The organism is Streptomyces sp. NPDC029122 (assembly GCF_055569445.1).
The window spans coordinates 125,174-137,132 of the sequence record NZ_JBVHWK010000003.1 but is presented as its reverse complement, the minus strand read 5'-3'; the positions used below and the strand labels follow the sequence as shown (position 1 = coordinate 137,132).

The 11,959-nt window shown below is 71.1% G+C and carries 11 protein-coding genes; 5 read left to right on the top strand and 6 right to left on the bottom strand.

What is annotated here, in order from left to right; translation table 11 throughout:
• Window positions 1–44: 44 nt before the first annotated feature.
• Window positions 45–584, bottom strand: coding sequence for an RNA 2'-phosphotransferase (locus ACZ4WZ_RS05235; RefSeq protein WP_467885273.1), 540 nt, complete (start codon window positions 582–584; stop codon window positions 45–47).
• Window positions 585–718: 134 nt separating this feature from the next.
• On the opposite strand from ACZ4WZ_RS05235, the gene ACZ4WZ_RS05230 reads away from it, so the two are divergent.
• A complete protein-coding gene (locus tag ACZ4WZ_RS05230) occupies window positions 719–1,504 on the top strand; it encodes an aquaporin (protein ID WP_467885269.1) in 786 nt (261 codons plus the stop codon).
• 115 nt (window positions 1,505–1,619) lie between these two features.
• Here the strand turns inward: ACZ4WZ_RS05230 and ACZ4WZ_RS05225 are convergent, their stop codons facing one another.
• From ACZ4WZ_RS05225 to ACZ4WZ_RS05215, 3 genes are all read right to left on the bottom strand, one after another.
• The gene (locus tag ACZ4WZ_RS05225; protein WP_467885266.1) at window positions 1,620–2,534 is read right to left on the bottom strand and encodes a MerR family transcriptional regulator; all 915 of its coding nucleotides are present in this window, start codon (window positions 2,532–2,534) and stop codon (window positions 1,620–1,622) included.
• 219 nt (window positions 2,535–2,753) lie between these two features.
• Window positions 2,754–4,526 (bottom strand): SDR family oxidoreductase, encoded by a 1,773-nt coding sequence (locus ACZ4WZ_RS05220; RefSeq protein ID WP_467885903.1) that lies wholly within the window; start codon window positions 4,524–4,526, stop codon window positions 2,754–2,756.
• Window positions 4,527–4,531: 5 nt separating this feature from the next.
• Window positions 4,532–5,401 (bottom strand): M24 family metallopeptidase, encoded by an 870-nt coding sequence (locus tag ACZ4WZ_RS05215; protein ID WP_467885263.1) that lies wholly within the window; start codon window positions 5,399–5,401, stop codon window positions 4,532–4,534.
• Between the two features lie 211 nt (window positions 5,402–5,612).
• On the opposite strand from ACZ4WZ_RS05215, the gene ACZ4WZ_RS05210 reads away from it, so the two are divergent.
• Genes ACZ4WZ_RS05210 through ACZ4WZ_RS05195 form a run of 4 tightly spaced genes read left to right on the top strand, consistent with a single transcriptional unit; the run spans window position 5,613 to window position 9,174 of the window.
• Window positions 5,613–6,602 carry an ABC transporter ATP-binding protein gene (locus ACZ4WZ_RS05210; protein WP_467885260.1) on the top strand — a complete coding sequence of 330 codons (990 nt, stop codon included), beginning with the start codon at window positions 5,613–5,615 and terminating at the stop codon, window positions 6,600–6,602.
• On the top strand, window positions 6,592–7,479 hold the full coding sequence (locus ACZ4WZ_RS05205) for an ABC transporter permease subunit (protein WP_467885257.1): 888 nt from the start codon (window positions 6,592–6,594) through the stop codon (window positions 7,477–7,479). Before ACZ4WZ_RS05210 ends, ACZ4WZ_RS05205 begins: the two co-directional genes overlap by 11 nt.
• 49 nt (window positions 7,480–7,528) lie before the next feature.
• Window positions 7,529–8,440 carry an ABC transporter ATP-binding protein gene (locus ACZ4WZ_RS05200; RefSeq protein WP_388932640.1) on the top strand — a complete coding sequence of 304 codons (912 nt, stop codon included), beginning with the start codon at window positions 7,529–7,531 and terminating at the stop codon, window positions 8,438–8,440.
• A 14-nt stretch (window positions 8,441–8,454) separates the two neighbouring features.
• Window positions 8,455–9,174 carry an ABC transporter permease gene (locus ACZ4WZ_RS05195; protein ID WP_467885253.1) on the top strand — a complete coding sequence of 240 codons (720 nt, stop codon included), beginning with the start codon at window positions 8,455–8,457 and terminating at the stop codon, window positions 9,172–9,174.
• Between the two features lie 320 nt (window positions 9,175–9,494).
• On the opposite strand, the gene ACZ4WZ_RS05190 is transcribed toward ACZ4WZ_RS05195, so the two are convergent.
• The gene (locus tag ACZ4WZ_RS05190) at window positions 9,495–10,307 is read right to left on the bottom strand and encodes an HAD family hydrolase (RefSeq protein ID WP_467885251.1); all 813 of its coding nucleotides are present in this window, start codon (window positions 10,305–10,307) and stop codon (window positions 9,495–9,497) included.
• Window positions 10,304–11,581: a serine--tRNA ligase gene (serS, locus tag ACZ4WZ_RS05185; protein WP_467885248.1), complete on the bottom strand. Its 1,278-nt coding sequence runs from the start codon at window positions 11,579–11,581 to the stop codon at window positions 10,304–10,306. The genes ACZ4WZ_RS05190 and serS overlap by 4 nt, the downstream gene beginning before the upstream one ends.
• Window positions 11,582–11,959: the final 378 nt, after the last annotated feature.

The window sequence follows — 11,959 nt, the reverse complement described above, 5'->3', positions numbered from 1 at the left end:
GAATTCCGCTCCGGCCGGGTGGTTCCCCCGTGGCCCCCGGCCCGTCAGGGGAAGCGGAGGAATTCCGGCGGGACGGCCTCCGCCAGCCACACCCCGTTGGCGCTGATCCGGAACACGTGCCCGGCCGCCCGCATCGCCCCGGCGTCCACGGCGAGGACCACCGGCCGGCCCCGGCGCGCGCCGACCCGGGTCGCCGTCTCGCGGTCGGGCGAGAGGTGCACGTGGTGGCGGGCCATGGGGCGCAGGCCCTCGGCGCGGATCGAGTCCAGGGCGGCGGCGACGGTGCCGTGGTAGAGGTACCCGGGCGGTTCGGCCTCGGGCAGGCCCAGGTCCACCGCGACGGTGTGCCCCTGGCTGGCCCGGATGCGGGTGCCGTCGACGGCGAACCGCTGCTTGTCGTTGGCGGCGACGACGTGGTCGAGCTCGGCCCTGCTGAAGGGGAATCCGTGTTCCGCGGCGGCCCGCAGGAGATCGTCGATCTCCACCCAGCCCTGGGGGTCGAGCACCAGTCCGATCCGTTCCGGCTGGTGGCGCAGGTGTTTCGAGACGTATCTGGACACCTTCACGGTGCGTCGGTCATCCATGTGCCCAGCTTGACGGCTCGAAGGGGGTTCCGAGCAGCGATTTTCCACAGCGGGACGGGCCCGGCATCCCTCTATCGCGTTTCCAAGATACGGAATACATTTTCCGCATCACGACGTATCCCGAGGGAGAAACTATGACCAATAAGGCCTCACTGCTTCGGCGTGTGGCTGCCGAGCTCATCGGCACCGCAGGCCTGCTCGTGGTGGTGATCGGCTCGGGCATCCAGGCCGCGAACCTCAGCCGCGACACCGGTGTCGCCCTCGTCGCCAACTCGCTCGCCTCCGCGATCGGCCTCGGCCTGATCATCACCCTGTTCGGCCCCCTCTCCGGTGCCCATCTCAACCCGGTCGTCACCCTCACCGCCTGGTGGGCGCGGCGCACCGGGGGCGAGGGGCTCGACGCGCGGGAGGCCCTCGCGTACGCCGCCGCCCAGACCGCCGGTGCCATCGCAGGTGCCGTGCTGGCGGAGACGATGTTCGGCCGCACCCCCGGCACCTTCTCCACCCAGGTCCGCGACGGGGGCCACCTGCTGATCGGCGAGATCATCGCCACCGCCGGACTGGTCCTGGTCATCCAGGGCTTCGGGCGCATCGGCCGGGCGAGGCTGATCCCGGCCGCGGTCGCCGCGTACGTCGCCGCCGCGATCTGGTTCACCTCGTCGGGGTCCTTCGCCAATCCCGCCGGCACCATCGGGCGCGCCTTCAGCGACTCCTTCACCGGCATCGCCCCGCAGTCACTCCCCGGGTTCGTCGTGGCGCAGCTGCTCGGCGGTGTTCTGGGACTCGCCCTGGCCGTACTCCTCTACGGGCGCGAGCGCCATGACGGCGGGACCGGAGCGCCGCGCTCCGGGCAACCCGAGACGGAGGTCGTGGTGGCCGATATGCCCCGTACGGGCGGGGCCTTCGAGGCCATCGTCTAGGCGATCGTTGCCGTTGCCCACAGGTGGAAGGGGGTTGTCCACAGCCGTTTCAGCGGGTTTCGGTGATATCTGAGCGATTCGCCCCCGGGGCCCCCTGTGGACTACCGATCGAGCATTACCGGCCGCCCCGGCTTGCCAGCTCGTTCATCGTCCGGGCCTGCAGCTCCCGCTCCGTCGCGGCCCGGACGAACTCCGACACGTTGTCCGGACCCACCAGTTCCTGCACCGCCCGTACCGTCCCGGCGGGCAGGGGCACCGCGGCGGGGCCGGTCGGCTGCGTCGCACCGGTCGCCCCCAGATGGCGCTGGAGGTGCCGGGTCGCGAACAGCCGCATCGCCCGCGCCAGCTCGGCGTCGACCGTCTGCTGCGCCAGGGGCCGCAGCCGGCGCACCATCGTCGCGGCCTCCGCCGCGTCCGCGTCCGTCGGCGGCACCTGCCCCAGGTAGCGGGCGAACACGTGCTCGGTGGTGAACTCCAGGAAGCGCGAGGCGATGTGCTCGACCTGTCCGCGCAGCTCCCGCAGGTGCCCGGTGATGGCCCCGAGGGGCACCCCCGCCGCGTACAGCTCGGCTGCCACCGCCAGCTCCTGCGGCGAGGGCACGAGGAACTCGTCCGGACGCCCCGGGATCCGCTCCAGGACCCCCAGCTCGCAGGCCTCGTCCACCGCTTCGTCGTCGGGCAGGCCGCCGAACCGCGCGTTGAGGTCCTCCCGGCTGATCCGGTCGGCCTCCTCGTCGGTCCAGGGCCCGTGGACCTCCGCGACCAGGCCCAGTACGCCGCCCAGCCCGCGCCCCGCGTCCCAGGCCTCCAGCAGCTCCTTGATGGAGGCCAGGGTGTAGCCGCGGTCCAGCAGGTCCGCGATCTGGCGCAGCCGCGCCAGATGCGTGTCCCGGTAGACGTTGGACCGTCCCCGGCGCTCCGGCTTCGGCAGCAGGCCGCGGTCCTGGTACGCGCGGATCGTGCGCACCGTCGCCCCGCTGTGATGGGCCAGATCCTCGATCCGGTACTCGGCTACCGCCTGATCGGACAATCCCGGCTCCCTACGACATGGCGGCTCGGCCGACCGCGCCCGCCGCGGCCCGGGCGGCAGGAGACGCCGCCAGGTACTCGACCGCCTCGAGCAGCGAGCCCTCCTGCGAGGGATGGTACGACCGCCCGCGGGAGCGGGGTATGCCCGTGCCCGGCCTGCCGACGACCGGCCTCACGGCCGCCGCTCCGGCCCCGCGGGCCCGCGCGCGGGATGACGGCCTCACAGCCGGGGCTCCAGCCTCGCGAGCCGGCGCAGGGTGTTGGGCGCGAAGCGGGACATCCACAGGGCGGCCTTGGACTCGGGGGTCACCGGTACCACGGCCCGGTTCTTCACCACCGCCAGCAGGATCGCGTCCGCGACCTTCTCCGGGGGGAAGTTGCGCAGTCCGTACAGCCGTGAGGAGCGCTCCTGGCGGCGCTTCTCCTCCGCCGCGTCCACCCCGGTGAACCGGGCGGTGGCGGTGATGTTCGTGTTGACGATGCCCGGACAGATCGCCGAGACCCCGATCGACTTGGACGCCAGCTCCGCGCGCAGGCACTCGCTCAGCATGAGGACCGCGGCCTTGGAGGTGCTGTACGCGGGCAGCGACTTGGACGGCAGATAGGCGGCGGCGGAGGCGGTGTTGACGATGTGGCCGCCCTGCCCGCGCTCGGCCATCTGCCTCCCGAAGATCCGGCAGCCGTGGACGACCCCCCACAGGTTGACGTCGAGGACCTTCTTCCAGTCCTCGGAGCCGGTCTCCAGGAAGGAGCCCGACAGACCGATCCCCGCGTTGTTGACCAGCACGTCGACGACCCCGTACTCGGCGGCGACCTTCGCCGCGAGCTTCTCCATCGCCTGCTCGTCACTGACGTCGACGCACTCGCCCCATGCCTCGGGCGCGCCGACGAGCCGTGCCATCTCGGCCGTGCGGGCCGCGCCCTCGCCGTCCCGGTCCACGGCCACCACCCGGGCACCGGCCTCGGCGAACGCGAACGCGGTGGCCCGCCCGATCCCGCTGGCGGCTCCGGTGACCAGCACCAGCTGCCCCCCGAACCGGTCCGCGTACCTGCCCGGCGCACGCAGCTCCGGCGCCCGTGCGGCGGGCTCCTCGCGGGCGGTGACGAAGTCGGTGATCCACGCCGCCACCTGGTCCGGCCGGGTCCTGGGGAGCCAGTGCTTCGCGGGCACGGTCCGCCGTACCAGGTCCGGCGCCCAGTGCTCCAGGCCGTCGTAGAGCCGCTCGGAGAGGAAGGCGTCCCCGGTCGCGACGATCAGCTGCACCGGTACGTGCGCGTACGCGTCGGCGCGGGGACGGCTCATCCTGGCCCGCACGTTGTCGCGGTAGAGCCAGGCGCCGTGCGCGGCGTCGGAGGGCAGCGAGGCCGTCGGGTAGGGGCCGGCCGGGATGCCCTCGAACCGCTCCAGGACCTTCGGCCAGTGCTTGGCGAGCGGCCCGCGCCAGGCGAGCTCCGGCAGCACCGGCGTGTGCAGCATGCCGACGTACCAGGACTTGGCGCCCTGACCCAGCAGTTGGGCGGCCCGCCGCGGGGTGGGGCGCGTCATCCGCTGCTTGATCCAGTGCCCGAAGTGGTCGAGGGAGGGCCCCGACATGGAGGTGAAGGAAGCGATCCGGCCCTCGGTACGGGCGACCGTGACGAACTCCCAGCCCTGGACGGAGCCCCAGTCGTGCCCGACCAGGTGCACCGGACGGTCCGGACTGACCGCGTCCGCCACGGCGAGGAAGTCGTCCGTCAGCTTCTCCAGGGTGAAGCCCCCGCGCAGCGGCACCGGAGCCGAGGAGCGCCCGTGGCCGCGTACGTCGTACAGCACCACGTGGAAGCGGGCCGCGAGCCGCTCGGCGACCTCCGACCAGACCTCCTTGCTGTCCGGGTAGCCGTGCACCAGCAGCACGGTCGGCCGGTCCGGCTCACCGAGCTCGACGACGCACAGCTCGATCCCGCCGGTGCTCACGCGGCGCTCGCGCGCGCCCTCCAGTGCCGTCCCGCTCATCCCGCTCATGCCGCCTTCTCCTCAGCCCAGCGCCGCACGTGCGGCAGGTCGTCGTCCAGCCAGAAGGCGCTCTCCGCGGGATCCCTGGAGTCGGTGACGACCAGGATCTCCTCGAACTTCGCGCCGGTGCCCCGGAAACCCAGGTGCGGCTCCACCGCCCACAGCCCGGGCTGCGGCGGATGGTCGGAGAAGTGGTACGGACTCCACAGCGGTGACCAGCCCTCCCGGTGTCCGTGCAGGGCGTCGGAGGCCAGCCCCTTGAGGGACTGGGTGCCGAACCCGAACACGGTCGGGGACCAGCGCCGCTCCTCGACCCGGTCGATCTTGTGCGCGATGACGCCGAAGGGGTAGGCCCGGTGCCGGTTGGCGTACCCCTGCCGCGTCATCAGCCGCTCCACGTTCTCGTAGATCTCCCGCAGCGGCCGGCGCTCGCGCACCTGCTCCAGGATCAGCTCCCGGTGCGGGCGCAGGTCGGACATCAGCCGGTCCTGCACCGGATTGAGGCCGAGACTGCCGGAGTAGCCGATGTCGGCCGCGTAGCCCCGGTACACCGGTGCCATGTCGAGGATGAACGGCATCCCGGGCTCCAGCCGCCGCGAGGTCGGGAAGAACTGGAGGGGGATCTTGAAGTTCGCGAAGGCGGTCCGGTCCCCGAACCAGGCGAAGGGCAGGTGGAACCAGTCCCGCACCCCGCGCTCGCGCAGCCAGTCGCGCTGCATCCGCGCCGCCTCGCGCTCGGTCACCCCCGGGCGCAGCTGCGCCGCCACCGTCTCCGCGCACTCGTACGCGAGCCGCTGGACCTCCCTGAAGCCGCGCAGCCCGGCGGAGAGCTGCCCGGAGTCGTGCGCGGTGCGCTGCTTGGTGTCCCCAGTCATGCCGCCCGTCCGTCCCTGTAGCCCGACGCTCCCGAAACTTGACACTGATGAATGTGACAATGCCTGGAGACCACGTCAAGGCCCGTGCACGGACCTGTGGAAAACTCCCGTCGCGTCAGCCTTCCGTCGGGGTTCGTAGTCCTCAAGGCTGATACGCGTTCCCGCTCCAGGTCTGACGATCCGCAGGCACCGCAGCACTAACGTCGGAGCCGTGACTGTCATCGCGACCGAAAGCCTGAGCAAGCGGTACCCCCGAGTGACCGCCCTCGACCGGCTCTCCCTGGACATCGGGCCCGGCGTAACCGGGCTCGTGGGCGCCAACGGAGCCGGCAAGTCCACGCTGATCAAGATCCTGCTGGGACTGTCCCCCGCCACCGAGGGCCGCGCCGCCGTGCTCGGACTGGACGTCGCCACGCACGGCAGCGCCATCCGGGAGCGGGTCGGCTACATGCCCGAGCACGACTGCCTGCCACCCGACGTCTCGGCCACCGAGTTCGTCGTCCACATGGCGCGCATGTCCGGGCTCCCGCCGACCGCCGCCCGTGAGCGGACCGCCGACACGCTGCGCCACGTCGGGCTGTACGAGGAGCGCTACCGCCCCATCGGCGGCTACTCCACCGGCATGAAGCAGCGGGTCAAGCTCGCGCAGGCGCTGGTCCACGACCCGCAGCTGGTCCTCCTCGACGAGCCGACCAACGGCCTCGACCCGGTCGGCCGCGACGAGATGCTCGGCCTGATCCGCCGCGTCCACACCGACTTCGGCATCTCGGTCCTGGTCACCTCCCACCTCCTCGGCGAGCTGGAGCGGACCTGCGACCACGTGGTCGTCGTCGACGGCGGGAAGCTGCTGCGCTCCAGCTCCACCAGCGACTTCACCCAGACCACGACCACCCTCGCGGTCGAGGTCACCGACTCGGACGCCCACCCGGACGGCACGGGCGCCCTGCGCAAGGCGCTCACCGCCGCGGGCGTCAGCCTCCACGCGGGCGAGGAGCAGGGTCTGCCCGGCGCCGGCCACATCCTCCTCGTCGAGGCCATGGGCGAGGACACGTACGACACCGTCCGCGACACCGTCGCCGACCTCGGCCTCGGCCTGGTCCGCATGGAACAGCGCCGCCACCACATCGCCGAGGTCTTCCGCGACAGCGACCGGACCCCGGCCCCCGCCCACCCGAAGGGAGCCGGCTCCGATGGCGCCTGAGACCTCGACCCAGATCCACAACATCGGCTACCGGTCCTACGACGGGCCCCGGCTCGGCCGCGGCTACGCCCGTACCTCGCTGTTCTCGCAGTCCCTGCGCGGTGCCTACGGCCTCGGCCGCTCCGCGAAGTCCAAGGTGCTGCCGATGATCCTCTTCGCGGTGATGTGCGTACCCGCGCTGATCATCGTCGCGGTGGCCATCGCGGTCCCCGGCTCCAGCGACCTGCCGATCAAGTACACGACGTACGCCCTGACCACACAGGTGGTCATCGGCCTCTACCTCGCCTCGCAGGCACCCCAGTCGGTCTCGCGGGACCTGCGCTTCAAGACGGTGCCGCTGTACTTCTCGCGCCCCATCGAGCGGGTCGACTACGTGGTGGCCAAGTACGCCGCCATGGCATCGGCCCTCTTCATCCTCACCGCCACCCCCCTGCTGATCATGTGGATCGGCTCGCTGCTGGCGAAGTTCGACTTCGGTCACCAGACAAAGGGATTCGGGCAGGGACTGGTGTCGGTACTGCTGCTGTCGCTGCTCTTCGCCGGCCTCGGCCTGGTCATGGCCGCACTCACCCCGCGCCGCGGCTTCGGCGTGGCCGCCGTCATCGCCCTGCTGCTCATTCCTTACGGGGCCGTCTCCACCGTCCAGGCCGTCGCCTACTCCACGGGGAACAACGGCGCCATCGAGTGGATGGGCCTCTTCTCCCCGGTCTCCCTGATCGACGGAGTGCAGACCGCGTTCCTCGGTGCCACCTCCGCCTTCCCGGGCGGCGAAGGGCCCTCCGCCGCCACCGGCGTCGTGTACCTGCTCGTCGTACTCGGCCTCATCGTCGGCTCCTACGCAGCCCTGATGGCCCGCTACCGGAAGGCCGGGCTGTGACCTCCCTCCCGTCGCCCACCACCACCCCCCTAAGGAATGGGCCGCGCCCATGACCATCATCGACATCGACCACACGTCCCGCTGGTTCGGGAACGTCGTCGCGGTCAACGACGTGACCATGCGCATCGGTCCCGGCGTCACCGGACTCCTCGGCCCCAACGGAGCGGGCAAGTCCACCCTCATCAACATGATGGGCGGCTTCCTCGCCCCCTCCACGGGCACCGTCACCCTCGACGGAGCACCGATCTGGCGCAATGAGCAGGTCTACAAGCAGATCGGCGTCGTACCCGAGCGTGAGGCGATGTACGACTTCCTCACCGGCCGGGAGTTCGTCGTCGCCAACGCCGAACTGCACGGGCTCGACGACGCGGCGGCCGCCCGGGCCCTCGCCACCGTCGAGATGGAGTACGCCCAGGACCGCAAGATCTCCACGTACTCCAAGGGCATGCGCCAGCGCGTGAAGATGGCCTCCGCCCTCGTCCACGACCCGTCCGTGCTCCTCCTCGACGAGCCCTTCAACGGCATGGACCCGCGCCAGCGCATGCAGCTCATGGACCTGCTGCGGCGGATGGGGGACGAGGGCCGCACCGTCCTGTTCTCCTCCCACATCCTGGAGGAGGTCGAGCAGCTCGCCTCCCACATCGAGGTGGTCGTCGCCGGCCGGCACGCCGCATCCGGCGACTTCCGCAAGATCCGCCGCCTGATGACGGACCGCCCGCACCGCTACCTCGTCCGCTCCTCCGACGACCGGGCCCTCGCCGCGGCCCTGATCGCCGACCCGTCCACCGCCGGCATCGAGGTCGACCTCCAGGAAGGCGCCCTGCGCATCCAGGCCGTCGACTTCGGGCGCTTCACCGAGCTGCTGCCGCGCGTCGCCCGCGCGCACGGCATCCGGCTGATGACGGTCTCGCCCTCCGACGAGTCCCTCGAGTCGGTCTTCTCCTACCTCGTCGCGGCCTGAAGGAGCTGGCACCCATGTACAACCCCACCGTCGCCCGGCTCACCTACCGCGCCCTGCTCGGCCGTCGCCGTGCGCTGATCCTCTTCGCACTCCCCGCGCTGCTGATCGTCATCTCCCTCGCCGTCCGCTTCTTCACCGGGGTGGACGACAAGGTGGCGGCCGACCTCCTCGGCGGCTTCGCCCTCGCCACGATGGTCCCGCTGATCGGCGTCATCGCCGGCACCGGCGCCATCGGCCCCGAGATCGACGACGGCTCGATCGTGTACCTGCTCTCCAAGCCCGTGAAGCGTCCGACGATCATCATGACCAAGCTGATCGTCGCGATCGCGGTCACGATGGCCTTCTCCGCGATCCCCACCCTGATCGCGGGCCTGATCCTCAACGGCAACGGCCAGCAGATCGCCATCGCCTACACCGTCGCGGCCCTCGTCGCCTCGATCGCCTACAGCGCCCTGTTCCTGCTGCTGGGCACCGTCAGCCGGCACGCGGTCGTCTTCGGCCTCGTCTACGCCCTGATCTGGGAGTCCCTCTTCGGAAGCCTGGTCTCCGGAGCCAAGACGCTCAGCGTCCAGCAGTGGGCCCTGGCCCTGGCCGAGAAGGTCGCCGGACAGGGGTACGTCGACGCCGGCGTCGGCCTCCCCACCGCGGTGATCCTGCTCCTGGCGGTCACCGTCGGGGCCACCCTGTACGCGGGCCAGAAGCTGCGCCGCCTCACCATCGCCGGCGAGGAGTAGCAGCGCCGCCGACCGCGTCGACGACCGTGCCCCGCCCGGCCCACCGGCCAGGCGGGGCACAGCTGCGCCAGGCGTCATCGGGTGCACGACGTTTCACGTGAAACACGCGCCTCACCGACATGCCGGCGACGCCTCCGGATCTGCGGCTGACGGGGAAATTCGCTGGTACGGGCCGTTCCGCAGGGGCACAGTGAGTGGTGCGGGGAGTAACAAAAGGTCCGGGACGGCCACTTCGAGCGCGCCTCGCGGCGCGGGCCGTCCCGGACCTCTCGTACGTCCGGTTCCCGGGTGCTGTGTCCCCGGGAGCTGTGTCCCCGTTCCTACCCGGCGCCCAGCAGGCGCTCCAGGACCACGGCGATGCCGTCCTCCTGGTTGGAGGTCGTCACCTCGTCCGCCACCGCCTTCAGCTCCGCGTGGGCGTTGGCCATGGCGACACCGTGCGCGGCCCAGCCGAACATGGGGATGTCGTTGGGCATGTCGCCGAAGGCGATGGTCTCGGCGGCCTTGACCTTGAGGCGCCGTGCGGCGAGCGACAGGCCGGTGGCCTTGCTCAGGCCCAGCGGAAGGATCTCCACTATCCCCGGGCCCGCCATGACGATGTCGACGAGGTTGCCGACGATCTCCCGGGCCACCTTGACGAGTTCGTCCTCGCCCATCCCGGGGTGCTGGATGTACAGCTTGTTCAGCGGGGCGGTCCAGACCTCGGCCGTGTCCTCCAGGTAGAGCGCCGGCAGGCCTCCCTGCACCTGGTAGCCGGGGCCGAAGAGGACCTCGCCCTCCACCCCGTCTCGGCTGGCGGCCAGGGCCAGCGGCCCCACCTCGGCCTCGAGCTTCGACAGGGCCAGACCGGCCAGCTGCCGGTCCAGGGTCACCGAGGTGAGCAGCCGGTGCGCCCCCGCGTCGTAGACCTGGGCGCCCTGCCCGCACACGGCGATCCCCCGGTACCCGAGGTCGTCCAGCACGTGCCGGGTCCAGGGCACGGCACGGCCGGTGACGACGATGTGCGCCGCGCCCGCCGCGGTGACCGCGGCGAGCGCTTCACGGGTGCGCTCCGAGACGGTGTCGTCGTTGCGCAGCAGCGTCCCGTCGAGGTCGGTCGCGACGAGCTTGTACGGGAACGGAGCGGGGCTCACTTGGTGATCGGCTCCAGGACCTCGCGGCCACCCAGGTAGGGGCGGAGCACCGGGGGGACCCGCACGGAGCCGTCGGCCTGCTGGTGGTTCTCGAGGATGGCGACGATGGTGCGCGGGACGGCGCACAGGGTGCCGTTCAGCGTGGACAGCGGAGCGGTCTTCTTGCCGTCGCGGTAGCGGATCGCCAGGCGGCGGGCCTGGAAGCCGTCACAGTTCGAGGCGGAGGTCAGCTCGCGGTACTTGCCCTGGGTCGGGATCCAGGCCTCGCAGTCGAACTTGCGGGAGGCGGAGGCGCCCAGGTCGCCGGTCGCGACGTCGATGACCTGGAACGGCAGCTCCAGGCTGGTCAGCCACTGCTTCTCCCACTCCAGGAGCCGCTTGTGCTCGGCCTCGGCCTCCTCCGGTGCGACGTACGAGAACATCTCGACCTTGTCGAACTGGTGGACGCGGAAGATGCCGCGGGTGTCCTTGCCGTACGTACCCGCCTCGCGGCGGAAGCACGGGGAGAAGCCGGCGTACCGCAGGGGCAGCTTGTCGGCGTCGATGATCTCGTCCATGTGGTACGCGGCGAGCGGTACCTCGGAGGTGCCGACCAGGTAGTAGTCGTCCTTCTCCAGGTGGTAGACGTTCTCCGCGGCCTGGCCGAGGAAGCCGGTGCCCTCCATGGCGCGCGGGCGGACGAGCGCCGGGGTCAGCATCGGGATGAAGCCGGCCTCGGTGGCCTGCGCGATCGCCGCGTTGACCAGGGCGAGCTCCAGCAGGGCGCCGACGCCGGTGAGGTAGTAGAAGCGCGAGCCCGACACCTTGGCGCCGCGCTCCACGTCGATGGCGCCCAGGGCCTCGCCGAGCTCCAGGTGGTCCTTGGGCTCGAAGCCCTCGGCGCCGAAGTCGCGGATGGTGCCGTGCGTCTCGAGGAGGGTGAAGTCCTCCTCGCCGCCGACGGGGACGTCCTCGTGGACGATGTTGCCGAGCTTGAGCAGGAGCCGCTTGGCAGCCTCGTCCGCTTCGTTCTGCTCGGCCTCGGCGGCCTTGACGTCCTGCTTCAGCTGCTCGGCCTTGGTCAGCAGCTCGGCCCGCTCCTCCGGAGAGGCCTTGGGGATGAGCTTGCCGAGCGACTTCTGCTCGTTGCGCAGTTCGTCGAAGCGCATGCCGGAGGACCTGCGGCGCTCGTCGGCGGAGAGCAGTGCGTCGACGAGCTCGACGTCCTCTCCACGGGCGCGCTGCGAGGCGCGGACACGGTCGGGGTCTTCACGGAGCAGCCGGAGGTCAATCACCCCTCCAGGCTACCGGGCTGGGCTTCCCGGGCTCACACCGATATCACGCTGCGTGTCGCTATGTCCCGATTGAGGCGAATGGAAAGGAGGGGGCGGTGCTCGTCCCGCGCTGGCGAGGCGGCTGGATCCGACCCCTGTGGGCTGCTCGATAGAAAGCGCCCTTTCTCCGAATAAGGGGCACAACGGCAACCGCCGTGAGGTGCCTGAGCAGGGCAGGAGGCGGCTGGAGGAGGGCCCTTGTCCACAGGAATTCCCCCGGAGCCCCTCTTATCCACAGGCTGTGTGCCGGATCTGTGGACATCGAATTAGATCAATAGGCGGCCGGGACCGGTCTCGGCCGATCAGGGTTCAAACCGCCCTCACACACTCATTCGGGTG

Bases quoted from the DNA above. Each gene is read 5' to 3' on its own strand.
- ACZ4WZ_RS05230 (WP_467885269.1), top strand. From the start codon at position 719: ATGACCAATAAGGCCTCACTGCTTCGGCGTGTGGCTGCCGAGCTCATC.
- ACZ4WZ_RS05220 (WP_467885903.1), bottom strand. From the start codon at position 4,526: ATGAGCGGGACGGCACTGGAGGGCGCGCGCGAGCGCCGCGTGAGCACC.
- ACZ4WZ_RS05215 (WP_467885263.1), bottom strand. From the start codon at position 5,401: ATGACTGGGGACACCAAGCAGCGCACCGCGCACGACTCCGGGCAGCTC.
- ACZ4WZ_RS05205 (WP_467885257.1), top strand. From the start codon at position 6,592: ATGGCGCCTGAGACCTCGACCCAGATCCACAACATCGGCTACCGGTCC.
- ACZ4WZ_RS05200 (WP_388932640.1), top strand. From the start codon at position 7,529: ATGACCATCATCGACATCGACCACACGTCCCGCTGGTTCGGGAACGTC.
- ACZ4WZ_RS05235 (WP_467885273.1), bottom strand. From the start codon at position 584: ATGGATGACCGACGCACCGTGAAGGTGTCCAGATACGTCTCGAAACAC.
- ACZ4WZ_RS05195 (WP_467885253.1), top strand. From the start codon at position 8,455: ATGTACAACCCCACCGTCGCCCGGCTCACCTACCGCGCCCTGCTCGGC.